Annotated in this window: 24 protein-coding genes, 1 tRNA gene and 1 pseudogene; 16 read left to right on the forward strand and 10 right to left on the reverse strand. The window is 69.9% G+C overall.

The genetic code is table 11. The annotated features are described in order from the left end of the window. Positions 1 to 71 precede the first annotated feature (71 nt). Positions 72 to 536, reverse strand: coding sequence for a GatB/YqeY domain-containing protein (locus AB0H53_RS15450; RefSeq protein WP_362112221.1), 465 nt, complete (start codon positions 534 to 536; stop codon positions 72 to 74). Between the two features lie 78 nt (positions 537 to 614). On the opposite strand from AB0H53_RS15450, the gene AB0H53_RS15455 reads away from it, so the two are divergent. The 4 genes from AB0H53_RS15455 to AB0H53_RS15470 all read left to right on the forward strand — a co-directional run bounded on the left by AB0H53_RS15455 (position 615) and on the right by AB0H53_RS15470 (position 3,681). Beyond that, positions 615 to 1,562: a metallophosphoesterase gene (locus tag AB0H53_RS15455; RefSeq protein ID WP_362112224.1), complete on the forward strand. Its 948-nt coding sequence runs from the start codon at positions 615 to 617 to the stop codon at positions 1,560 to 1,562. A gap of 189 nt (positions 1,563 to 1,751) precedes the next feature. Continuing rightward, a tRNA-Pro gene (locus AB0H53_RS15460) sits at positions 1,752 to 1,825 on the forward strand. Positions 1,826 to 2,086: 261 nt separating this feature from the next. Next, the gene (locus AB0H53_RS15465) at positions 2,087 to 2,776 is read left to right on the forward strand and encodes a DUF488 family protein (protein ID WP_362112227.1); all 690 of its coding nucleotides are present in this window, start codon (positions 2,087 to 2,089) and stop codon (positions 2,774 to 2,776) included. 89 nt (positions 2,777 to 2,865) lie between these two features. Then, entirely contained in the window at positions 2,866 to 3,681 is an 816-nt protein-coding gene (locus AB0H53_RS15470) for a hypothetical protein (protein WP_362112230.1), read from the forward strand. A 12-nt stretch (positions 3,682 to 3,693) separates the two neighbouring features. Here AB0H53_RS15470 and AB0H53_RS15475 read toward each other — a convergent pair whose 3' ends face one another. Beyond that, on the reverse strand, positions 3,694 to 5,196 hold the full coding sequence (locus AB0H53_RS15475) for a LacI family DNA-binding transcriptional regulator (RefSeq protein ID WP_362112233.1): 1,503 nt from the start codon (positions 5,194 to 5,196) through the stop codon (positions 3,694 to 3,696). 492 nt (positions 5,197 to 5,688) lie between these two features. Beyond that, positions 5,689 to 5,973: a helix-turn-helix transcriptional regulator gene (locus tag AB0H53_RS15480; protein WP_362112236.1), complete on the reverse strand. Its 285-nt coding sequence runs from the start codon at positions 5,971 to 5,973 to the stop codon at positions 5,689 to 5,691. A gap of 257 nt (positions 5,974 to 6,230) precedes the next feature. Between AB0H53_RS15480 and AB0H53_RS15485 the strand changes: the two genes are divergently transcribed. The 6 genes from AB0H53_RS15485 (at position 6,231) to AB0H53_RS15510 (ending at position 12,196) form a co-directional block, all read left to right on the forward strand. After that, positions 6,231 to 7,124 carry a hypothetical protein gene (locus AB0H53_RS15485; RefSeq protein WP_362112455.1) on the forward strand — a complete coding sequence of 298 codons (894 nt, stop codon included), beginning with the start codon at positions 6,231 to 6,233 and terminating at the stop codon, positions 7,122 to 7,124. Continuing rightward, on the forward strand, positions 7,121 to 7,822 hold the full coding sequence (locus AB0H53_RS15490; RefSeq protein ID WP_362112239.1) for an ATP-binding protein: 702 nt from the start codon (positions 7,121 to 7,123) through the stop codon (positions 7,820 to 7,822). Before AB0H53_RS15485 ends, AB0H53_RS15490 begins: the two co-directional genes overlap by 4 nt. A 316-nt stretch (positions 7,823 to 8,138) precedes the next feature. Further along, a complete protein-coding gene (locus AB0H53_RS15495; RefSeq protein WP_362112241.1) occupies positions 8,139 to 9,320 on the forward strand; it encodes a hypothetical protein in 1,182 nt (393 codons plus the stop codon). Positions 9,321 to 9,631: 311 nt separating this feature from the next. Beyond that, complete coding sequence (locus tag AB0H53_RS15500) at positions 9,632 to 9,973, forward strand: plasmid mobilization relaxosome protein MobC (protein WP_362112243.1); 342 nt, start codon at positions 9,632 to 9,634, stop codon at positions 9,971 to 9,973. Further along, positions 9,970 to 11,709, forward strand: coding sequence for a relaxase/mobilization nuclease domain-containing protein (locus AB0H53_RS15505; protein ID WP_362112246.1), 1,740 nt, complete (start codon positions 9,970 to 9,972; stop codon positions 11,707 to 11,709). The genes AB0H53_RS15500 and AB0H53_RS15505 overlap by 4 nt, the downstream gene beginning before the upstream one ends. Before the next feature lie 106 nt (positions 11,710 to 11,815). Further along, entirely contained in the window at positions 11,816 to 12,196 is a 381-nt protein-coding gene (locus AB0H53_RS15510) for a hypothetical protein (RefSeq protein WP_096622871.1), read from the forward strand. Between the two features lie 137 nt (positions 12,197 to 12,333). Here AB0H53_RS15510 and AB0H53_RS15515 read toward each other — a convergent pair whose 3' ends face one another. Beyond that, positions 12,334 to 13,143: a DUF317 domain-containing protein gene (locus AB0H53_RS15515; RefSeq protein ID WP_362112458.1), complete on the reverse strand. Its 810-nt coding sequence runs from the start codon at positions 13,141 to 13,143 to the stop codon at positions 12,334 to 12,336. Positions 13,144 to 13,331: 188 nt separating this feature from the next. Continuing rightward, positions 13,332 to 13,673, reverse strand: a pseudogene (locus AB0H53_RS15520) (DUF317 domain-containing protein); the annotation flags it as partial. 191 nt (positions 13,674 to 13,864) lie between these two features. Between AB0H53_RS15520 and AB0H53_RS15525 the strand changes: the two are divergent. Beyond that, positions 13,865 to 14,569, forward strand: a complete 705-nt coding sequence (locus tag AB0H53_RS15525) for a nucleotidyltransferase domain-containing protein (protein ID WP_362112250.1) — start codon at positions 13,865 to 13,867, stop codon at positions 14,567 to 14,569. Between the two features lie 205 nt (positions 14,570 to 14,774). On the opposite strand, the gene AB0H53_RS15530 is transcribed toward AB0H53_RS15525, so the two are convergent. Both AB0H53_RS15530 and AB0H53_RS15535 read right to left on the reverse strand, forming a co-directional pair. Next, positions 14,775 to 15,188, reverse strand: a complete 414-nt coding sequence (locus AB0H53_RS15530; protein WP_362112253.1) for an NUDIX hydrolase — start codon at positions 15,186 to 15,188, stop codon at positions 14,775 to 14,777. Between the two features lie 131 nt (positions 15,189 to 15,319). Next, positions 15,320 to 15,757 (reverse strand): ATP-binding protein, encoded by a 438-nt coding sequence (locus tag AB0H53_RS15535; protein ID WP_362112255.1) that lies wholly within the window; start codon positions 15,755 to 15,757, stop codon positions 15,320 to 15,322. A gap of 326 nt (positions 15,758 to 16,083) precedes the next feature. Here AB0H53_RS15535 and AB0H53_RS15540 point away from each other — a divergent pair, with 326 nt between their 5' ends. Beyond that, on the forward strand, positions 16,084 to 16,707 hold the full coding sequence (locus AB0H53_RS15540; protein WP_362112257.1) for an amino acid transporter: 624 nt from the start codon (positions 16,084 to 16,086) through the stop codon (positions 16,705 to 16,707). Here AB0H53_RS15540 and AB0H53_RS15545 read toward each other — a convergent pair. The 3 genes from AB0H53_RS15545 to AB0H53_RS15555 are packed head-to-tail and all read right to left on the reverse strand — an operon-like array spanning position 16,694 to position 19,811. Continuing rightward, a complete protein-coding gene (locus tag AB0H53_RS15545; RefSeq protein WP_009311896.1) occupies positions 16,694 to 17,152 on the reverse strand; it encodes a DUF296 domain-containing protein in 459 nt (152 codons plus the stop codon). The genes AB0H53_RS15540 and AB0H53_RS15545 overlap by 14 nt on opposite strands. Before the next feature lie 27 nt (positions 17,153 to 17,179). Beyond that, positions 17,180 to 18,181, reverse strand: a complete 1,002-nt coding sequence (locus tag AB0H53_RS15550) for an asparaginase (protein WP_362112260.1) — start codon at positions 18,179 to 18,181, stop codon at positions 17,180 to 17,182. 58 nt (positions 18,182 to 18,239) lie between these two features. Continuing rightward, positions 18,240 to 19,811, reverse strand: a complete 1,572-nt coding sequence (locus AB0H53_RS15555; RefSeq protein ID WP_362112461.1) for a helix-turn-helix transcriptional regulator — start codon at positions 19,809 to 19,811, stop codon at positions 18,240 to 18,242. A 147-nt stretch (positions 19,812 to 19,958) separates the two neighbouring features. On the opposite strand from AB0H53_RS15555, the gene AB0H53_RS15560 reads away from it, so the two are divergent. Genes AB0H53_RS15560 through AB0H53_RS15575 form a run of 4 tightly spaced genes read left to right on the forward strand, consistent with a single transcriptional unit; the run spans position 19,959 to position 22,726 of the window. Continuing rightward, positions 19,959 to 20,720, forward strand: coding sequence for a hypothetical protein (locus tag AB0H53_RS15560; RefSeq protein ID WP_362112263.1), 762 nt, complete (start codon positions 19,959 to 19,961; stop codon positions 20,718 to 20,720). Then, positions 20,717 to 21,403 carry a dTMP kinase gene (locus AB0H53_RS15565; protein ID WP_362112266.1) on the forward strand — a complete coding sequence of 229 codons (687 nt, stop codon included), beginning with the start codon at positions 20,717 to 20,719 and terminating at the stop codon, positions 21,401 to 21,403. The genes AB0H53_RS15560 and AB0H53_RS15565 overlap by 4 nt, the downstream gene beginning before the upstream one ends. Then, complete coding sequence (locus AB0H53_RS15570) at positions 21,396 to 22,265, forward strand: isocitrate lyase/phosphoenolpyruvate mutase family protein (RefSeq protein ID WP_362112269.1); 870 nt, start codon at positions 21,396 to 21,398, stop codon at positions 22,263 to 22,265. Before AB0H53_RS15565 ends, AB0H53_RS15570 begins: the two co-directional genes overlap by 8 nt. Continuing rightward, on the forward strand, positions 22,256 to 22,726 hold the full coding sequence (locus AB0H53_RS15575; protein ID WP_362112271.1) for an NUDIX domain-containing protein: 471 nt from the start codon (positions 22,256 to 22,258) through the stop codon (positions 22,724 to 22,726). Before AB0H53_RS15570 ends, AB0H53_RS15575 begins: the two co-directional genes overlap by 10 nt. The last annotated feature ends 3 nt before the right edge of the window (positions 22,727 to 22,729 follow it).

The following is a 22,729-nucleotide window of genomic DNA, read 5'->3' on the forward strand; positions in this document are numbered from 1 at the left end:
ACGTACGAAAGGGCGCCCACCTGGCGGACAGGTGGGCGCCCTTTCGTGTCCGGACACGGGTCCGTACGGGCTCAGCCGGCGAGCTGCTGCTTGACCGCGGTGGCCACCCGGCCGCCCTCGGCGCGGCCCGCCACCTTCGGGTTCACGATCTTCATGACGGCGCCCATCGCACGCGGGCCCTCGGCCCCGCCAGCCCTGGCCTCCTCGACGGCCCGCGCCACGATCCGGTTCAGCTCGTCGTCGCTCAGCTGCTGCGGCAGGTACGCGTCGAGGATGACGCCCTCGGCCCGCTCCCGCTCGGCCTGCTCGGCACGACCGCCCTCGGTGAAGGCCTCGGCCGCCTCACGGCGCTTCTTCGCCTCCTTGGCGATCACCTTCTGCACCTCGTCGTCGGAGAGCTCGCGCGCCTGCTTGCCCGCGACCTCCTCCTTGGTGATGGCGGCGAGGGTCAGCCGGAGCGTCGAGGAGCGCAGTTCGTCACGCGCCCTGATCGCCTCGGTGAGGTCTTCCTTCAGCTTGGACTTGAGCGTGGTCATGCGGACAAGTGTGGCAGGTGCGGCGATGTCCCCGCCCGCGCATTTCGGCCCGCCCCGGCGTCTGCGACCATGGGCTTCATGCGCGCGCGATACGGAGTCCCCCTGAAGGTCACGGCAGGAATCACGGCGGTCGGCGCGGCCGGCCTGATCTACGCCGCCGGCTTCGAAGTCCGTTCCTTCCGGCTTCGGCGGGTCACCGTGCCCGTGCTGCCGCGTGGGGCGAAGCCGTTGCGGGTGCTCCAGGTCTCCGACGTCCACATGGTCGCCGGGCAGCGCAAGAAGCGCGCCTGGCTGCAGTCGCTGGCGGGGCTGCGGCCGGACTTCGTGGTCAACACCGGCGACAACCTCTCCGACCCGGAGGGCGTACCCGAGCTGCTGGACGCGCTGGGGCCGCTGATGGAGTTCCCCGGGGTGTACGTCTTCGGATCGAACGACTACTACGGCCCGAAGCTGCGCAACCCCGCCCGCTACCTGATCGAGAAGGCCCAGGGACGGCACGGCCTGAACGGCAACGCACCGGCCGTCGGCGTCGTGCACAACCCCTGGGAGAAGATCCGCGACGCCTTCGACGCGGCGGGCTGGCTGAACCTCACCAACACGCGCGGCCGGCTCGAGCTCGACGGCCCCGACAGCCTGGAGCTGGCCTTCACCGGCCTGGACGACCCGCACATCAAGCGGGACAGGTACGAGCGCGTGGCCGGCGGCCCGGAGTCGGACGCCGACGTCTCGCTGGCCGTCGTCCACGCCCCCTACCTGAGGTCCCTGGACGCCTTCACCGCCGACGGCTACCCGCTGATCCTGGCCGGCCACACCCACGGCGGCCAGCTGTGCGTCCCCTTCTACGGGGCGCTGGTGACCAACTGCGACCTGGACACGGACCGCGTCAAGGGCCTCTCCACCCACCGCGCCGGCGGGCACACCTCGTACCTCCACGTCTCGGCGGGCTGCGGCACCAACCGCTACACCCCGGTCCGCTTCGCCTGCCCGCCCGAGGCGACACTGCTGACCCTGACCGCCCGGGGCTGACGACCGCGCGCCCCACCCCGCCGGCCGCCCGCGCCCCGGGGCCGCTCCGGGTCCGTTGCGGTGGCGGGCGCGGAGCCCCGCCCTGCCCGGGCACACCGGCCGGCGTGCCCGGGGGCCGTGAGAACCGGATTTCGCCTCCGGCCGCCAGTGGGCTAAAGTAAACGACGTCGCCGGGACACACGGTGACATCGGGGTGTAGCGCAGCTTGGCAGCGCGCTTCGTTCGGGACGAAGAGGTCGTGGGTTCAAATCCCGCCACCCCGACAGAGAAGTACCAGGTCAGGGGCCTGATTCGAGAGATCGAATCAGGCCCCTGACTGGCTTTGTAGATCGTTTGGGAGAAATCTGGGAGACGATCTTGGTCGGGGTCTCCCAGGAAGGTGCACTGTGGGGAATGGGCTGACACAGCCGTGACGTCCGACCCTCCTGTGCGTTCGTGAATCGCCACCTCTCACCAACCGGAAACGTGCTTCTCCCCCAGGACGGCAGGACGACATGGTTCGCACCCCGTTAGGATCACCGCCCATGGCCGCTCGACTCTCCGCGAACAGCTCCGACCACGCCTCCCGGGCCCGAGCGCTCGCGCGGCGGATCCGGTCCCTGCGCGAAGAGCGCGGATGGTCGGTGGAGCGTCTTGCCAAGGAGGCAGGAGTCGGCACGAGCACCCTGAGGCGGCTGGAGAGCGAGGGAGCGATCCAGCCGAGTTTCTTCACGGTCGGCGACATCGCGGAAGCCCTGGACGTATCGCTGGAGGAGCTCTTCCGACAGGCGAAGCCGACGCCTGGGCTCTGGTCCGCGGGTTATGAGGGTCGCGACATCAGCTCTTTCGTCTCCTCCCTCCTGGACAGCGACATCCAGGTGGTTGCCGACGTACGGCTCACGCCGATCAGCCGCAAGCCCGGCTTCAGCAAGACCCGCCTCGGGCAGGCACTCGCCGAGGCCGGCATCGAGTACACCCACCTGCGTGCGTTGGGGAACCCGAAGGAAAACCGCGCTCCGTTCTGGGACGGCCGCGTGAACGTGGGACGCGCCCGGTTCCGTAGCATCCTGCGCTCCGACGAGGCACAGACGGATCTCGATCGCCTGGCTGAGCACGCAGCGCATTCTCGTGTAGCGGTGCTGTGCTTCGAGAAGGACGAGGAGCGCTGCCACCGCAAGGTCGTCCTGGACACGGTCCGCAAGCGGGCCGCGGTGGACGTGCGACCGCTGGCCTGATCCCAGCGACTCCCCGTGTCGTCGGTCTTGACCGACGACGGCCGCTCCCTTCCCATCTGAACCGGGGCGATTCAGCGGAGGGGGACAGTATGGCCGATAACCGGCAGCGTGCCAGGATCATGATCACGGTCAAGACGTATCCGGAACTGTCGTCGAAGTACCGCGAGACGAGCTGTGTGGCCGGGATCCGGTTGGACCAGGGACGCCCGCAGCATGTGCGGCTCTTCCCGGTCCCGTTCCGGCTGCTGGAGCAGGGCGCGCAGTTCAAGAAGTACTCGATCGTCGAGGTCGACGTCCGCCCTCACCACAGGGACAGGCGCCCCGAGAGCCTGCGGCCCGATCTCGACACGCTGGAGGTCATCGAGCAGGTTCCGTCTTCCGACGGCTGGAAGCAGCGGTACTCGTACGTCGAGCCGCTCGTCGCGCGATCGCTCTGCGCTATCAAGCGCGACCAGGAGGCCAAGGGAACCTCGCTCGGCATCTTCCGGCCGGCGGAGATCACCGACTTCCGGCTGACGGAGGCGGAGCCGTGGCCCGCTGCGAAGGCCGCCCTCGCGGACCAGCTGGACCTGTTCGACCAAGACCTGCGGCGCTTGGAGTGGGTGCCGTTCGAGTTCCGCTATCGCTTCCGCTGCGCGGACGACGCCTGCACGGGGCACGACATGGGGCTCAAGGACTGGGAGGCCGGCGAGTCCTACCGGAAATTCCGGCGCACCTACGGCGAGCAGGCCGTCCTGGACAAACTGCGCGAGCGCTGGTTCGACCGCATGGTCACCCCCGATCGGGCGATCCACTGCTTCGTCGGCAATATCGCGGCACATCCTCGCACGTTCATGCTGCTGGGGCTCCTCTATCCCCAGCGGAACGTGGTCGACTTCGTTCAGGACGACCTGTTCTCCGTGTGAGCGGTCCCGTCCTCAGCGCGCGGCGAGGAGGCGGTCCAGCACCTGCACCGGGGATCGCGGGCACATCGCGCGGCGGGCGTCGAGGGCCGCCTCCCACTGGTTGGTCAGGCCGGCGAGGAGACGGCGGCGCATGCCCGGAGTCACGTGTGCGTAGCGAGCCGAGACGGAGCCGTCGAGGTGGCCCATGCGCTCGTCCATGAGGACCTTCTCCGTGCCGAGGTCCTCCATGACGGTGCGGTGGGAGTGACGCAGGCCGTGCGGGGTGAGGCCCTTGGCAACGGGTAGCCAGCAGGCGTTGGCCCGGTGGCTCGCGTTCCGGCCGCGGACGGGGACGCCGTGCCAGGGCTCGCCCAGGAGTGGGACGGGGCGCGGCTCCTGGGGTGCCTTCTTCGGGTACCAGCCGGTGGCGGCCGGCTGGAAGAGCCAGGTGGCGAAGCCGTTGCGGCGCCAGTGGGCAGCCTCCTGGGAGGGGGCCGCGTTGCGTACGAAGCCGACCTCGGCGACGGCGAGTTCGACTCGGACGCGTGTCTCCTCTCGTACGCGCTCGGGGTGGTTGAGCACGTTGGAGACCGTGCCGGTGGAGACTTCGGCACGGCGGGCGACGTCGACGAGCTTCGCGCCGCCGTGTCCGCTGGTGCGGGCGGCGCCCTGGCCTCGGAAGACGTAAGTCTTGCCGTGGCAGGGGCACGGCACCGGCTTCGTACGGGCGATGTGGTCGGCGACGAGGGCGGACAGCCAGTCCGTGGCGTCGATGGTGCGGTAGCTGTCGTCCTTCGGCGGTACGCGCACCAGCTCGCCGGAATCGAGCTCGTACAGCTGCCACTCGACGCGGACGATTCCGGGGCGCGCGAACTGCGTCTCCAGGCCGACGATCTCGCACCACCGCATGCCGGTGTACGTCTTGAGGATCACCGCCACGAACTCGTCGTCCCGCCCGGAGAGCAGGGCCGCCCGCTCGGCGATCAGCAGGGCACCGAGCGGGTCGGTGATGACCTTCTCGGGGCCGCGGTCGCGGGAGCGGCCGGCACGCTTGCCGCGTCCCCGCCGTCGGGCGGCGGGGTTGGATGCGATCAGGCCCTCGTCGATCGCGTCCTCGAGGATGAGGTGCAGGGTCGAGCGCCAGGTCTTCACGCTGGAAGCCGCGTACACGGCCTTCTCCGCCTTCTCCCAACGCTCCACGTCCGAGCGGAGGATGCCGGAGAGGGACTTGTCCGCGAAGGTGGGGAGGAGGTGTTCCTCGATGTGACGCCGGTAGTTCTGCATGGTGGACGCGGCGAGGTCCTGGTCGGCGTACCAGCGGCTGGCGTACTCACCGAAAGTCTCCTGGCCGGCTGCGGGGTCCCGCCACTCACCACGCCGGACGGCGACCTCCTCAGCGTCGGCTGCCTGCTTGGCCTCCCGCTTGGTGGCGAACTTGACCACGGCGCCCGTCGGGTCGGAGACGGTGCCGTACTTGCCGTCGGCGAGCTTGTAGCGGCCCCGCCAGTAGGTGCTGCGCTTCTCCGCGTACCCCAAGTGTTGCCTCCCTTCTCTCGCTGGGGCTGTCTAGGCGGTGATGTCGTACTGGGACTAGGCCTTGAGCAGCCGACGCGGTGGCCGTGCGGTGAGCGCGGGTCCGGACGAGGCCGCGCCGGGCGCGCGGGCGATGGACACGGGGACTGAGACGCGAGGCGCAGGCCGTCGCGGGGCACGTGAAGGAAATTCCTCGTGCAGCCGCACTATTTCCACAACGTGTTCCGCAGTGAATCGATAGGCGCCACCCACGTACGTGAAGGGAATGAGCCGACGCCGGGCGCCCTCTTTGACCCACCAGACGGAACAGCCCAGGGCTTCGGCGACTTCCCGAGCCGTATGGAGGCGGGGGAGAGCCGGAGATATTACGGGATCGGACAACAGAGGAATTCCCTTTCCGGGGACTCGCAAAGGAGACCCCACAACAGGCAGCCGGGTTCGGCGTCAGGACAATGATGCGGAGAATCCCCGGTTTGGCTAACCGGCGATCGTCGGCTATGTTTCGCCCGCTCCGACCGGCCCTGGGTGTGCGTGAGGGCCGGCGAGGAGGGTGTGCGGTGCGGTTCCGAGGGCGGCGGCGATGGCGACGAGATCGTCGATGTCGCAGCGGCGGACTGTGCGTTCGATGCGGGAGAGGGCAGTGAAGGTCATGGGCCGGCCCAGCGCGGTGACGCGGGCCGCGAGCTGGCGCTGGGAGTAACCGCGGGCGGTGCGGGTGCGCTCGATGGCGTGGGCGGTGGCTTGTCCGGCGGGTCCGATTTCAAGGGAGCGTGGCGGCATTGGTGTGTTGTAGCTTGCGTCGGGGCCGCTTGGGAACGCTATTCCTGTCTGCTGTGAGCGATGCGCCGACCACTGGTGAATTTTCGGGTTGATTTGGCCAACCGGGATTTCGGGTCTACCGTCATGCGGTCCGATAGAAGTTGTGTCGGGGATTTGAACTAAGACTGGACTTCTGGGCCCTGGGTGTGGCTGTGTTGTCCACGCACGCCGGCCCCGCCGGCTTCCCTGCCCCCCGTTTCGAAAGGTGGTCGATCGGCATCGCCCGTATCCGCACGATCAAGCCCGAGGCGTTCGCGTCCGAGTCCCTCGCGGCCGTGTCCCTGTCCGCCGAGCGGACCTTCTTCGGGCTGCTCACCCTCGCCGACGACCAGCACAGGTTCCGTGACCAGGCGGCCGTCATCACCGGCCAGCTGTGGTCGCTGCGCCGCGAGCACGGCCCGGTGGAGGTCGAGGACGATCTCACACAGCTCGACGCCGCCGGGTTGATCTGCCGCTACGAGGGCGACGACGGCAAGCGGTACCTGCACATCGTCTCCTTCGCCAAGCACCAGAAGATCAACCGCCCCAGCGGCGTCCGGAACCCCGCCTGCCCCCACCACGACCTCGGCGTCACGTGTGAGCCCTCACCGCAGGTGCACGGAGCAGTCACGGAGCCCTCCGTGAAGGGGCAGGGAGGAAGCACGGAGGCTGCCGTGAATTGCGAATCCGCAGGTCAGGCGCGAGTCAGTGAGCCCTCACCACAGGTGCGGGGAGGGCTCACGGAGCCTGCGGTGAGCCCTCACGATCCGGATCTAGGACCTAGGAACAGGGATCTAGGAACTACCCCGTTGGGAGGCGCGAGCGCCCCCGCGCCGCAGACCGTCTCGGCGAAGGACCTCATCGGCGAGTACGCCGCCGCGTGCACCCACCGACCGCCCCGGGACGTCCTCAGCCATCTCGGCGGGCAGGTACGCAAGCTCCTCGACGAGGGCATCGATCCGGTCCACGTACGGGCGGGTCTCGCACGGCACCGGGCCAAGGGCCTGCACCCGAGCACCCTGCCCAGCCTCGTCCACGAGGCCATGAACGCCTCCGCGCCCGCGCCCGCCGCCGCCCACCGGCCATGGACCAACCCCGCCGACGTGGCCGCCGCCTACGGAGGTGACCTGTGACCGCCACCCTCACCCGGGACCCGCACCAGGTCGGCCGGATAGCCGACCGCCTCGGCGCCATCCTGACCCAGCGGGGAATCGGCCCCGACGCCACCGCGCACGAGCCGCCGTCGGAGCCCGTCACCGCGCTGGAGCTGGCCGACGCCCGCATCCCTGCCCGCTACCGGCGCGCTCTGACCAACCACCCCCAAGTCACAGCCTGGGTGGACGAGATCGCCCGCGCCGGCCGCCCCGGACCTGCAGGCGCACCGGGAATCTCGGAGGGTTCCTCCCTGCTGATCGCCGGCCCCACCGGCACCGGCAAGACCCACCAGGCGTACGGCGCCATCCGCGGCCTCCTCGCAGCGGGGGTCCGGCTCCGCTGGGAGGCCGTCACCGCCGCCGACCTGTACGCCCGCCTGCGTCCGCGTTCTGGCTTCGACAGCGAGCGTGAGCTGCAGGCCCTGGCCAAGTGCCCGCTGCTGCTCCTGGACGACCTCGGAGCGGCCAAGACCAGCGAGTGGACCGAGGAGCTCACCTACCGGCTGATCAACCACCGGTACGAGCACATGCGCCCCACCCTGATCACCACCAACCTGCCGACCCCCGAGCTGCGCACCGCGCTCGGTGACCGCGTCGCCTCCCGCCTCGCCGAGATGACCGAACGCGTCATCCTCACCGGCCCCGACCGACGCCGCCGGAGCGCGCCCACCGCCTGATCGGCCCGTACGCGTGCCCCTCCCCCGCCCTGCCTCGCATCACCACACCCTGCCCTTGGCGGCTTCCCCCGGAGACCGAGCCAAGCGGCCACTCCCGCCCTTCATTTTTTTCCCAAACCTTTGGAGCCCCGCCCTGCCCTCCCCCGCCCTCACGCGCCTGGCTGCCCAGAGCGCCAGCATCCCGCTCCTCCCGGACTGGGTCACCTCCCCCGTAACGACAGCGGTACTGCTCGCCTTGCTCGTGCTCGCCGGATGGATGCTCCGCCAGCAGCGCCGTCAGCCGCCCGGCGCAAACCGCTGGCGCGGGACCGTCGCAATGCCGGTCGCCGCCATGGCCGCGCTCGGCTGCACCGCCTACAGCGCGGACACCAGCTGGCGGTTCGCCGCCGACTACCTGGACATGGGCAGCACCGTCGAGCGCGCCTTCATGTTCGCCACCGCCGAGCTGGCCCTGTTCGCCACCGCGCTGATGGCACGCCAGAACCTCAACGGGCCGGCACGTGCGCCGGGCGTGCCAGGCGTCCTCGTGTGGGTGCTCACCGGAGTGCAGATCATCCCCGCCTACGCCGAGTTCGGTCTCGTCGGCGGCACCGTGCGCGCTTTCGTAGGCCCGGTCATGGCCGCGATGCTGTGGCACCTGGCCATGGGCATCGAGCTGCGCCACCGCGCACCGCGGGCCGCCTCGCGCGGTCTGGTCGCCGTCCTCGTCCGGCAGATGCGTGAACGGCTGCTGGCCCGGCTAGGCATCGCCGACCAGGACGCGGACGCCGCCCGGCTCATCCGCGAGCGTGCGCTGAGCGACGCCGTCACCCTGATCCTCCGCGCCGAATCGATGACCAACAAGCAGCGCGGCACGCTGAGGGGCCGACGCCTGTCCGATCGTCTGCACGAGGCGCTGGAGCGGGCCGACGTCGACGGAGACCCACTCCAGGACGAGTTGCTGCTGCGCAAGCTCGCCACCCGCAAGCAGGCTCTCGGCCTCGCCACCGTCGCACTGCCGCCACGCTGGCACACCCCCACCTCGTATACCGCCCACTACTCCGGGCAGAGCAGCCAACCGCCCTCCGCTCGCCCGGACCCAGCTCAGCGGGCAGAGGAGACTGCCCGCCCGCATCCATCGCACCCGGGCGACGACCAGGCGCCCCCAACTGCCCGCCCGCGACCTGCCCGCCCGACGCCAGGACTGCCCACACGACGGGCAGAACCCGAAGGCGGTCCACCGCATACGGGCAGCGACGCCTCCGACAGCGCCCCGGGCAGGCGCAAGCGAAAACCGGCTGCCCGGCAGAAACAGGAGGACCGCAAGCCGCGCGCCTCCGACGAGGTCATCCGGAAGTTCGCCCGCCGCATGTACGAGGAGACAGGCCGCATCGGCCGAGACCGGGTAGAGGACGCCCTCCGCGACGCCGGCTACACCGTCTCCAGCGACGACGCCGGACGCGTCGTCCGCGAATTCAAAAACCAACTCAAGGCCGCGCCCAGCGACCCCGCTCCCTGATCCCCACAGCCGCCCCCTGAGACGGAGGCTCGATGCACGACCCACACCGAGAAGACCCCACCACCAGCGAAAACGCCCTACCAACCACCCCGCCCCCAGCGCGAGCAAGTTGTCCCGGGAGCAATGCTCCCGGAGTCCCTGCCCCGGGGGTGGCAGGGACGGTCCAGCGCCAGGGGGCGCAGGACCGGCAGGCAGCGACCGAGGGCGGACCGCAGCCTGGTGGGGGACGGCAGGCCGAATCCCTTCCGCGGCGCCGTCAGCGCGCCCGACAGCCGAAGAAGCGCAAGCGCCTGAAGCAGCCCAGCTGCCGCATGAACGACGCCGAGTACAAGCGCTTCACCGACGCAGCCGCCCAGTGCCAGATGACCAACGCCGCCTTCCTCGCCTACGCCGTCGACAAGGCCGCCCGCGACCTGACCCTCACGGCCGCCGAGATCGCCACCGAGCGGGAGGTCATCGACGAGCTGTTCGCCGCCCGCCGACACCTGGGCCGCATGCACGGCCTGTTCAACCAGGTCGCCAAGGCCCTCAACTCCGGCGCCGAGGCACCCCACCTGGACGCCGCGACCAAGGCCGTCCGGAGCGCGGCCCGCCGGATGGAGGATGCCGCCGATGCTCTGCTCGCCCATCGTGACGGCGGTGCCGCTGCGTGATCCCCAGCATCCACAAGCGCGGCAGCGAAACGATCGGGCTGATCCGCTACCTGTACGGCCCCGGCACCCATGAGGAGCACACCGACCCCCATCTGGTGGCCGCCTTCGACCCACTCACCCCCGACCCCGGCCGCGACCCGCAGGCCACCTACGGGCAGCTTCAGCGGCTGCTCGACCAGCCCGTCAACGCCCTGCCCGCCGGCCGGCGCCCCAAGAAGCACGTGTGGCACCTGTCCGTGCGGGCCAGCCCGGAGGATCCGGTCCTGCCCGACGAGGACTGGGCGGCCATTGCCCGTCGCATGGTCGCCGCCACCGGCATCGCTCCCGACGGCGACGATGCCGCATGCCGGTGGGCCGCCGTCCGGCACGCCGACGACCACATCCACATCATCGCCACCCTGGTCCACGACGACGGCCGACGGCCCCGCCTGCACAACGAGGCCCGCCGCGCCCAAGCCGAGGCCCGCGCCATCGAGGCCGACTACGGCCTGCGCCGCGTCGCGCCCGGCGATGGCACCGCCGCCAAGCGCCCCACCAGTGCCGAACGCCACAAAGCCGAACGCCAAGGCAGAGAGCGACCGGCGCGCGAGGAGCTGCGGGAGACCGTACGCCGTGCGGTGGCCGGTGCGACCAGCGAGGAGGAGTTCTTCGAGCGGCTGGCCGCCGCCGGCCTGCTGATCCGCAAGCGGGTCGCCCCATCTGGTGACCTGCTCGGCTACAAGGTCGCGCTGTCCGACGACCGCAACAAGGACGATGAGCCGGTCTTCTACCCCGGTTCCAAACTCGCACCCGACCTCTCCTTGCCCCGCATCCGCGAGCGCTGGACCCTTCCCGCAGAGGCTGCCGCCTCGGTGGGTGACTCCCGTCCGGAGGAGCCCGCCCTGCCGCCCGTGACAGGTCCCGCGTTCGCGCGGCGCCGGGCCACCGCCGCCACGTGGCAGGCCCTGCTGATCATCGACCACGGCGACGACGGCACAGCAGCAGCGCAGATCGCTGCGGCAGGGGAGGTCCTGGACGCGCTCGCCAAGACCTCCGCCGCCCGCACCCGCTCCGAACTTCGCGAGGCAGCCGTCGCGTTCGAGCGGGCCAGTCGCTCCCACGTGAAGGCCGTACGCGGGCACGACCGCACCCTGCGACAGGCCGCCCGGGACCTTATCTACAGCGGGCCCGCCCTCGGCCGCGGCGAGGACGGCGCCACCACCGCCATGCTCATCGACATGGCCTTCTTCCTCGCCATCGCCGCGGCGAACTGGCACGCCAGGAAGCACCACAGCCAGCAGGCAGCCGCCGCCGAACAAGCCGCCCAACACCTCCGCGCCGCCTACCAAGCCGCCGCCGGCCAGCCCATGGCCATCCTGCGCCAGAGAGGCCAGCGTCTGGCCCCGCGTGTCCGGCAGCGGCAAGCAGACCTTCTCCACCAGGTGCTGCCAGAACTGGCCGAACGAATCCGGGCCGAGCCCGGCTGGCCCGCCCTGGCCACCACCCTCGACGACGCCCGCAGAGCCGGCCACGACCCGGCCGCCCTGCTTATCGAGGCCACTAGACGGCGCGAGCTCGCCACCGCCGCCTCCATCAGCGACGTGCTCGTCTGGCGCCTGCGCCGCAGCGCCCACCTGCCCGCCGCACCCGAAAGCCCCCAGGGCACACCCACCCGAGGCAACCGGCGCACTCCATCCCCGGCGCCCACCACACCACCAACGGCCGGCGCCGTGAACGACTCCAGCCGTCGTCGCTGACCGGCAAAGCGGGCGGAACATAGCCGATGATCGCCGGTTGGGCAAACCGGCGATCCTCCGGACCATTGATGCCTCCACCCACCCGACACCTGCGAGGAGCACCCGTATGCCCAAGACCACAGCCCGCCCCAACATCGTCGTCCTACTCTGCGACGCGGACATCAAGCGCTGGCGTGAAACCAAGAGGTGGATCCACCGCGACGGGCGCCCGTTCAGCAAGGAGGAGCAGGCCCTTGTCCTCAGTGCCACTCGCGTCGAGTTCGAAGAGATACAGGAACAGTTCAAGCGATACCGGGAGTACCGGCGCACGATGGACGAAACCCCGGAAACTCTGCAGCGCTTCCTCGCCCCGTTCATGGAGCAGCTCACCGAGAAGAACCTCGGCAACGCCGTCAAGCTCATGAACGAGGACGAACGAGCTGAGTTCGATCGCCTCCTCGGCCTCACAATCGAACCGGTCCGTTCCTTCGCCCCGTACGCCTTCTAGCGACGGCCCGCGGCGCACCACAACCAACGTAAGGTAACTGCCCCCAGGGCAGATGTGGCATCTGACAGCGAGGCGTGCGCGCGAAGCCGGGCCTCCCGCAAAAAAGGGAGGCCCGGCTTCGATGCGTTGGACGGCCCTCAGCTGGCTGGAGCGCGCAGGAGCCGGTCGCGTGTGCTTTCCGGCAGCATCCGGCGCACGACCGGTGCGCTGGAACTGAGGGAGCCGGCAAAGGTGGCGACGAGGTCGTGCGGCACGCTAGCGCCGAACGAGGCCGCCCACAGGTAGCCTGCGCCGAGCACCGGCTCGGCCCACGCCTGCCATCCAGCAAGGACCGCCTCGTCCGCCTGAGCCACCAGCGCGAGTGGCTCGGCGTCCTGAATGAGGGGCGGCACCTCGCCGAGGCGGATGTGGGAGGCGAAGGTCGGATCGATCGCTCCCGTGCCGGGCTGGTCGACGTCACGCAGCCAGCCGTGGACCGTAACGGCGTCGAGAACCAGCTCGGGGCCACCGAGCGACCGGGCAGGCTGGGTGCGGGCGTCGAGCGCGACGAGGAAGTCGGCGAGAACCTCTGCGGGGACCTCGGGGGTGAAGTAGGCCGACCACTGGGCGAGCGGACTGCTCGGGTCCGTACGGGCGGAGACCTGCCAGGCGATGGGCAGATTCCCCAGATGGAACGGCTCGTCCGGCAAGACCCACTGCGCCCACCGCAGGGAGTCGGGGCTGATGTGAAGGACGGTGCTGCGCAGGACCTGGCGGTCCTCGGGAGCCTCGTCCGGCTCCTGGCGACCACGGACGATCGTCAGGCTCGTCCAGCCCAGGCCAGCGAGAGTGTCGGCGACGTCGTCGTAGAGACGTCCGTCGTCACCAGCCAGGTGACGGGGGCCGACCCAGTACGCGGACGGGTCGCTGGCTGGGGTGAGTGGGCCGAACGGGAAGTCGGGATGCAGGGTGCCTCCAAAGGCGTCGGGGTTCTCGTTGCCACCGGGGTGTGTGGCGCTGGTCAGGAGTGCCGGGCCGGTTGTGTGACGGCCTCGGGTGGCAGATGACCGGTCTTCGTTTCCACATGGCGGCCTGGCGAGGCGGCGGCCGGTCCGCCCGAGGGGCTCGGACTCGAGCCTCTGCTGTCACACCTGCTGGAGGTCTCCAGCACGCGAGCGACTGCGGCGGCGACGATATCGGCCGGCGTCTCGGTGTCGAAGGACATCTGGTAGCCGCGCACCTTGGCCGTACCGGTAACGGCGATCTTCCATCCCTCGCTGTCGGTGCCCGGGCGGCCGGACGGGAACCATCCGAGATAGAAGGAGCCGTCCTTGGAGTTGACGTGTACGTCCGCGCGGTCGTCGACGACCAGGTTGAAGTCTCCGGCGCAGAACTGATCCATTACGAGCGTGGGCTGGCCCGGCCCAAGCTGCCACTCGCGCAACCGCAGGGCCTCGATGGTGGTGGAAAATCCCGGACTCGGGGGTTCCGGAGCCACAGGCGATCACCTCTTTGACCTGGTGGTTTACCAGAAGGTCATCCACGTTGACATGCCATTGCAGCGTTGGCCAGTCGTTCACGGATCTTTGCTGTCTGCCCCGGGCGAACTGCGACGAGGCGTGAGACAGCACTGTCGTACGCCCGGAGAAACGGCGTACGCGTGGTCGGCAGAATGCTGATAGTTGCCGCATGGATGCGATCGAGGCCGCACATGCCGTTGTAGATGAACACCACCCTGACGCCCGGGCTGCCTTCTTGGGAGGCAGCGTCGTGACGGGCCGCCGGACGGCAATGTCGGACCTCGACATCGTGGTCCTGCTCCACGGAGACCCGGCCCCGTACCGAGCAAGCCTCCGGAGTGACGATTGGCCGGTGGAGATGTTCGTGCACACCGAAGCGACGTGGTACGGGTACGTTGAGCGGGAAGTACGCAAGCGCCGGTCGCCGTTGCTCTGGATGTGCGCCGACGGTGAGCTGCTCTTCGACACTGACGGAGTCGGAGCGCGCATCGCAGCTGAGGCCCGAAAGCTGACCGCCGCAGGGCCACCCATGGTGTCGGCCGACGAGATCGATGATCGCCGCTACGCGATCACCGACCTTCTCGACGACCTCGCAGGGAGCAGCGACCAGAGCGAGCGACTGTTCATTGCCACCGAACTGGTTCGACGGACGGGCGAGTTGGCACTAGCCATTGGAGGCGCGTGGGGCGGGGGTGGAAAGTGGCTCGCACGCCGTCTGGAGACGACCTCACCGGGGCTCAGCTTGCGCCTGCACCGTGGCCTGCGGGAAGTATTGGAGGGGCGGGTAGAACCCCTCGTAGCCGCTGTCGACGAGGTGATCGAGCAGGCCGGTGGTCGGTTGTGGGTCGGCTACAAGCGAGGTGGAACTTCATGAACCTCCCCGGGGCGAGGCCAGCCCCTCCCACCGCCTTGGCCGACAACCGCGCCGCTTGCTTGCCCCGACCGGTGTGAGGAGCGGAAATTCTTGCGCGCTGCGAGCTGGACGCCTCCACGCACGGCCGGAAAACAGCCAGGACCCCCTGGTCAGCGCCCCACAACCGACGGTCGGAATTTGCTCCTGGTCGCCGGCCTTAGTTACCTCAAGGCTGTGAGGATGGCAGCGCCCCGTCGAGGTACTCCTGCACGGGCGTGAAGAGCCCGTACGGCACGTACTGGGAGATCTCGCCCTGGATCACCCAAGCAAGCTCTGCCAGCTCCTCGGGAGCCGCAATATGGGCCGTGCCACTCACTACCTCGCACGCGACATACGACATCAGCCGACCCGTAGTCGGGTGGATCCGTTCGCCGAGCAGCTTCACAGCCGCCACGGTGAGACCGGTCTCCTCATGCGTCTCGCGCACGGCGGCGTCTTCGCGGGTCTCGCCTTGTTCGACCTTGCCAGCCGGAAACTGCCAGGAGAGCGTTCCTTCCGCGACGCGTCGCCGCACGAGCAGGACACGCCCGCCTTGAACGACGACGGCGGCGGCAACCGCTGTCGCGGCCTCGATCGTCATGGAGATCCCTTCCTGAACGCCAACTGCACCGCATTACGCGCGCAGCCGTTCGGCCAAACACCAATCTTCATGCTGCCGCATCGACACGTCCGTCAGGTCGGGCCGCCTCGGGCTGCCATCGCAGCCGAACCCTAGGCCAGCACCACCCAAGCAGCCTTGGTTCCGCAGTACGTGACCTGGAATCCCCACTGTCCCTGAGTCAGCTCGTGCACGATGTGCAGGCCCCGTCCGCGCTCAGTGAGTAGCCCGCTCACTGCTTCCGACGCGGTGGCTTCCGGCAAGGGCACGGCAGCCAGGTAGAGGTCTGGAGGAAGCAGAGGATTCCCGTCGTGGATCTCGCAGATGTATCTCCCGGCAGCAGAGCGAAGGTGTACCTCGTACGGGCCGCACGCGTGCTCGTGCGCGTTTGCCACGAGCTCCGAGACTGCCAGGACTCCGTCACTGATGACGTCGTCGGACATGCCCCGATCTTCGAGAACACGGCGCAGAACCGAGCGGACTTCGCCCGTCGGGTTGATGGTGTGGTCGGTCCAGCGGTACACGAGGGTGGCGGACGGCTCACTGATCATCGGGCGGCGGACCTCCTGCGGACGTCGGTTGCCTCCTCCCAGGGCGCCGGAGTGGTCACGGCAGTGCGTACGCCACCGAAAGGCGTACGAAACATCAGAAACCACCATGGCATTGAGTGTGTCCGGCCCCTGGGAGAGTCGTGGCTCAAGCCCCCGGCCACGAGGCCGGTCGCGAGTCACTCGCTCAAAGATGGCTGCCGGTGCGCCTGATGCTCATGGGCGTTTATGAGCACAGGGTGCGAGCGGGCGCCAGGGCGCTCCAGCGAGACCGCCGACCCGCCGTCGGCCTTCGCCTCCGCCCGTCTGGTCACTGGGAGTATGGGCGGGTGAGCGCTGACGTGTTGGGACGCTGGGTGCCGGATCGTCCCGAGAATGTGGCCGCGGTCTTCGCCGAGGCGGACTTCCCGTGGTGGATCGCCGGTGGCTACGCGATCGAATTCGCGGTCGGCCGCGAGCTGCGCGCACACGGTGATCTCGACGTTTTCGTCCTTCGGCGCGACCAAGTCCGAGTACGTGAACTGCTGGTCGACTGGGACCTGCACGTGGCAGATCCGCCCGGCCAGGGGGAGCTTCGACCGTGGCGACCGGGAGAGGTCCTTCAGCCGCCGCTCCACGACATCTGGTGCCGCCGCACGCCCAAGGCGCCCTGGTCCGTGCAGCTCATGCTGGACGAGGCCGAAGGCACTCAGTGGGTCTCGCGGCGCACCCCGGAGATCCGACTCCCGATCGACCGACTCGGGCGGACGAACGAGACGGGCATCCCGTATCTCGCGCCCGAGGTGCAGCTCTTCTACAAGGCGAAGGCGACCCGAGACAAGGACGAGACCGACTTCGAAGCGGTACTGCCGCTGCTCGACACTCCGGCACGCGCCTGGCTGGCGAACGCGATCAAGGTGATCGCGCCCGGCCACCCCTGGCTCCGTCGGCTCCTGCCGGTCAGCCGAACGTGAGCAGCGGAACGTCGTAGAGGTCGGGGTTCCGGGGCCGGGTCATCGTGGGCGACGTGACCTCCACGATCAGCAGCTCGCTGAGGAACTGCACCTTGGCGCTGAGGAGGTGGCTCGTTCTGCCGTCGGCCGACTGGGCCTTCAGGCCGGCGGAGACGTGGATGTGCGGGAGTATCCCGCCGGTGGCGGGGTCATGCGCGAGGGTGCCGGCGCCGAACGCCTCGACGTTGGTGACGTACGTCTTCGCCCAGACCGGTGCGTCCGGGTCCGCGAGCTTCTCGCAGGCGCCCACGATCTCGGCCTCCGCGAAGGCTCCGATGAAGGAGGGGATGTAGCCCTGCCGTACGCCGTTGTCTCGGCAGAAGGTGGACAGCGCCTCGAAGAAGTCCTCCCCGTGGTCGAAGGTGACGCCGAAGGTACGGCCGACGGTCAGCTCGTGAGCACGCATGCGCGGGTGTCTCCTGATGAGGTGGGATCAGCGGGCGGAGGCGGTGGTGAAGGTCTCGCGGACCGTCGCCCCGTCGGCGCCCTGGGCGAGCAGGGCTTGCAGCAGGAGCCGCGCCTGGTACGGGCCGAGGTCTCCGGCGCCGATGAGTCCTCGTCCGAGGAGGTCCTTCTCGGAGCCGGGGAAGCCGTACGTGTCCGACAGAACGGGGCCGTTGCCGATGCGGGAGGCGAGGACCACAGGGATGCGGGACGCGAGCTTGGTGAGCCCTTCGACGAGACGCTCCGGGACGTGGCCCACGCCGAAGGCCGCGACCACGAGCCCGTCGCAGTTGCCGTCCCACACATCGAGCAGGGCGCCGTCGTCGCCGAGGGTGACGGTGTACAGCCCGACCCGCGCCTCACGGTCGGGGGCGCCGACCAGCGGTCCGCGGCGCGGCAGCCCGCCCATCATCCAGACCCGGTTCTCCGCGATCCGCGCGATCGGGCCGCACGCCGGTGAGGTGAATGCGGCGGGGCTGGTGGTGTGGGACTTACGGACAGTCCGGGCCGAGTGGACCTCGTCGCCGAGTACGACGAGACAGCCGGCGCCGCTGAGTCCGGGGTCCGCGGCGGCCAGGACGGCGGAGTGGAGGTTGGCCGGGCCGTCGGCGCCGGGCAGGGTGGGGTTGCGCATGGCGCCGGTGACGACGAGAGGCTGCTCGTGGCCGTGGTAGAGGTCGAGGAGGAAGGCGGTCTCCTCGATGGTGTCGGTGCCCTGGGTGATGACGATGCCGTCGACCTGTCCGGTCTCCAACTCCGACGCAATCGCGGCCGACAGTGCGGTGAGGTCCTCGAAGGTCAGGGAGGCGCCGGGCAGACGTCGGAAGTCCCGCACCTTGAGGCCGATGCCGCTCGCGGCCAGCGCGGGTACCGCAGCGAGGAGTTCGTGGGCCGAAAGCGCCGGTACGACGCCTCCGGTGCTGGGGTCGGTGGTCATGGCGATCGTGCCGCCGAGGGAGAAGACCGCCACGTTCCTGACCGACTCCGTCATTCCCCTGCTCCCCTGTCCGGACGCCGCCGAGCGCGACCTCACGAGTGGTTTACGCAGGCTATCGGGTCGGCGCCGTCCGGGTACGCGGAATGATCACCATCTGCTCGGCCACGAACCGGCAGGCGGCCTCCAGCCCTTCGAGACCGAGCAACCGGCTGCGCGGCCGGGCGAGCCGCTCCGTGCCGACGGCCGACAACTGTGCGCACCGGCGACCGAGCCAGGAGGCGTCGAGGCCGAGGTACTCAGCCGTTGCCGCAAGGCGCTGTCCGGCTTGCTCAGCCGCCGTGGTCGAGTGCTGGCTGACGTGGCCCGTCACATCGGCGAACGTCCGCAGGGCTCCCGGCCGCGCGGTGACCGCGAGGTGGGACGCCCCCTCGGTCCTTACCCATGTGGCGATGACGGCGCGGCGCCCGTGGGAGAGCGCGAAGCCGTCGGTGTGGGCGAAGCCTCCGTCGTCCGTCACCCAGGTGCGGATGCCGAAGGACTCCATGAGCGCGATAGATAGGAAGAGCAGAACGCGCTCGTACGCCGGCGAGGAGGCGACCGCCGTCTCCGGGACGCAGAACCCCCGGCCGCTGGTACCACCTGGACGCCGGGGCGCCATTCGTTCGAGGTAGCGGTACTTGTGCCGGAAGAACAGCCAGGTGGCGGCCTCCTCACCACGCTGTTCCCTGGTCCAGAAGACGGGTGCGTCGCCCAGGTGGTCACGGTGGCCCAGGATGTACCGGGCTGCGGTCTCCGAGCCGATCAGCATCGTGGACACTTCGGTCAGGCCGTGGTCAGAGGCGAGCGGCGAGCCTGGGGAAGCGGTGAGCGAAGCCAGCGAGGTGTGCAGGGCCTGGTCGTCGCCGAGCAGCGCCGCCTCGAATCCCGACATGGCCCACAGGATGCCGTAAGTCAGGTCGTCCAGTTCGTACGCGGCCGGGACGTCGACCGGGTCGGAGGCGGTGCCGCGTACGCCGCTCGGCCTGGCGTCGGTGACGAACTGCCGGACCGCCCCGTCCACCGTGCGGTTCGCGACGACGAGCGCGCGCATCGGCATGGTGCACCAGGCATCCAGCTCCGGGCGGGAGTCGAGTCGCAGGCTGTCCCCGATGAAGGAGGCCGCGGGAAGGGTCAGCACGGGCAGCGCCGTCGTCGAGACGGACCGGCCGGCGGGTAACAGAAGCTGGCCTGGGCCTTCGGGCAGCGCCACGTACCCACGGGCCCCGGTGTCCGCCGTTCCTGGTCGGCTCGTGGCGTCCGGGGTGTGCGGATCGGTCGCGGGCAGGAGCCCGAGCAGCTCCTCCGGAACTCCCAGCGCATCGGTCCACTGGACGAACTGCCGTCGGTCGCGGATCTGTTTGAGCCCGCGTTCCAGTCTGCTGACCTCGGCTTGGTCGATGTTGACCATCCGCGCCACGCCGGTCTGGGAGAGGCCCGTGTGCTTCCTGAACAGCTTCACGACGGTGCCAAGTTCCCATGCGGCCACGGCACGCCGGACCGTCGGATCACGCCAGAAGGCCGGGTCGGCCCGTCGGGCGGCTGGCCCGTCCTGGCACGAGGCGCATCGTGTACCGGCGTTGAAGCGACTGAGAAGGGCACCGCAGCGTGTACACCGCCGCTGTCCACTGTCGACCATGGTCGGCATTCTGCCCTGCTCTGCGACCACCCGGACACGGTGCGCTCGTGGGGCTCATAAACGCTCATAAGCGTGGGCCTTCGTGGCGGCCATCGTGGTGGAGCACCACCGACCGGAGCCGCGTGCTGCGACTCCCCGGACGTAAGGATCCGACCTGTGACCTCGTTGACCCTGCCGCCCCGGCCCCCCGGTTCGCCGCCGCTGGCCCATGCTTGGCAGACGCTGGCGGACGGGCTCCTGACCCAGCGGCTCCATCTCCATCTCGACGAATGGCGTGCTGCCGTAGCCGAGAAGAACGCGCTGCCCGACGTGCCGGACGCCGATGTCTCCGTGTTGGCGCAGCGCCCGTCTTCGCTGCCGGCAGGTGACGAGTCCGCGACGGCGCTGCTGGAGGACGCCGGGCTCGGCTTCTGGTGGGAGCTGCCCCAACGGCACGGAGCGGGGTCGAGGAACCGGCGGGGGGCACTCCACCACGCCGCCGACAGCGCCGCCCAGAATCTCCTCGCGGAGCAGCACGGGGCGGCCTGGTCCGATGCCGTGACCACCGTCAGCGGCGCGGCCGCGTGGTGGGTGGGCTTCTTCGCGATCATCCGCCACCGGGGGGTGCACCACATCACGCTGGAGCCGCACCCGAGCCCCCTCCATGAGCAGGCCCTGGGCACCGCAGTGAGCGTCGTGGCCCACGGCATGGCCACGCGGGTGCTGGAAGCGGCGCTGCGTAACTCCGACGACGACCCGGCCCTCCGCGCCGCGTACTGCCGGGCCATCGAGGCCGGCATCTGCGCCGAGCCCGAGCTGCCCCGCCTCATCGACGAGTTGTCGGAGCTGCGGCTGGTGGACCTGGTGTCCACCACGGCCCGCTGGCGGGGTCGCTTCACCAAGTACGCCGGCGGCACGGGAGCGGGGCAGGTCGAATGAACCACCGCTATCCGTTCATTGTCATCGAGGGGCTCGACGGCACTGGCAAGACGACGCTGCGCAAGGGCCTGTTCCGGCTCTGGGAGGGGCTCTACGGCGTCACCCCGCTGTGCGTGCTCACCACCAACTTCCTCGCCCCCGACCAGGCCGCCGCCATCGTCACCGGCAAGTACCAGCCGAACGCCGGGAACCGCGACGCCTACCTGTCCGCGATCGCGGCGGACAAGCGGGCCACGCTGGATCGCCTCGTGCTCCCCCAGCGAGCGGCGCGGCCCGTGATCGCGGATCGCTGGCTCCTCAGCGAGCTGGCCTTCTTCGCCGTGAAGCACGGCATGAGGGCATCGGAGACGTACGAGGCGCTGGCCGCGCAGCTCACCGTGGCCCCGGATCTCACGCTCGTCCTGGACCTGGAGACCGACGCCTCGATGAGCCGAGCGCAGGCCCGACAGGGTGACGCCGTCCGGGCCGACTGGGACGTGCACGACGTCCAGATCCGGGTTCGCGATACCTACGAGGCCGTGGTCACGAAGCCCGACGAGTTCCCGCTCCTGGGCGACGTGGTCCGCCTGGACGCCCGCCGGCCCCGGTCCGAGGTGCTGCTCGCCGCCTGGGACGTACTGCGCGAACGACAGCTGGTACCGCCCATCGCCGCCCACACGGAAGGAGGAGAGATCCATGGTTGACGGCACGAAGGCGAGGCGTCTGCGCGAGGCCCTCGACGACAGCGAGCGGAAGCACCCTCTCCTGGCGATCGGTGCGGTGAACGCGCTCGCCGCGCACGTCGCAGCGGAGGCGGGCTTCGACGCCCTGTGGGTGAGCGGTCTGGAGGTGTCCGCAGCCTCCGGACTACCGGACGCCAACGTCCTGGGCCCCCGGGACCTGTCCGACGTGGTCGCCTCGCTCGGCCGTGTCACGGAACTGCCTGTCATCGTGGACATCGACAACGCAGGCGGTTCCATGCGCACGGCGGAGCGGTTCGCGTACGACCTGATGCGCGCCGGAGCCGCGGCAGTGTGTGTCGAGGACAGCGCGTACCCGAAGTGCAACAGCTTCGCAGCCCACCGGGCCCAGACCCTCGCAGACCGGGATCTGCTGTGCGAGCAGGTGGGGCGCATACGGAAGGTCGCCAGTGATGACCTCGTGGTCGTGGCCCGCACCGAGGCCCTGATCGCCGGTGAGGACATGGCCACGGCGATCGCCCGCGCCGAGGCGTACGCCGAGGCCGGAGCGAATGCGGTACTCCTCCACTCCAAGGACGCGACCGGTGATCAGGCACGGGCCATCGGACGTGCGTGGAACCACGGCGTGCCGCTGGTCAGCGTGCCCACGGCGTTCCCCGACCTGAGCGCCGCCGAACTCGGCGAGGCCGGCTTCAGCCTCTGCATCTACGCGAACCAGCTGAGCCGTGCCGCGCTCGCGGGTATGCGCACCGCCGCTCGTCAGTTCCGGCGCGGAGGGAGTTTTCGCTCCACCGTCGCGGGATCCCTCGCGGAGGTCGGCGACCTGATGCGCGTCGGCGAACCGGAGGCACTGTCGTGCCTCTGACGCCCGAGCTGCCTCGGATCAGTGTCTCCGTGAAGGCGGCGATCGTGCGCGACGGCGCCGTCCTGCTGCTGTCGTACGACGACGAGGCCGGGTTCCACTACAACCTCCCCGGCGGCAAGGCGCAGGTCGGTGAAAACCTGCGCCAGGCCGTGAACCGCAAGGTCGCGCAGGAGACCGGCCTCCAGGTCGCGGCCCGGCGTCTGCTGTGCGTCGTCGAGTACGTGCCCGAGTCGTGGCAGGGCGAGTTCGGGGACGTGCAGAAGGTTCAGTTCAACTTCCTCGCCGAGCAGGTGGACGACGCCGAGCCGCGCATGCCGGAACCGCCGGACCCCATCCAGGTGGGCTTCGAGTGGGTTCCGCTGGGACGTCTGGGCGACGTGTACCTGTTGCCCCGGATCAACCGCACGCTGTCGGCGTCGTTGAACGGGGAGCTCGCCGACCCCTTCGTGGACAGGTGGTGACCT

Source organism: Streptomyces sp. NPDC050856 (genome assembly GCF_040653855.1).
Classification (GTDB): Bacteria; Actinomycetota; Actinomycetes; order Streptomycetales; family Streptomycetaceae; genus Streptomyces.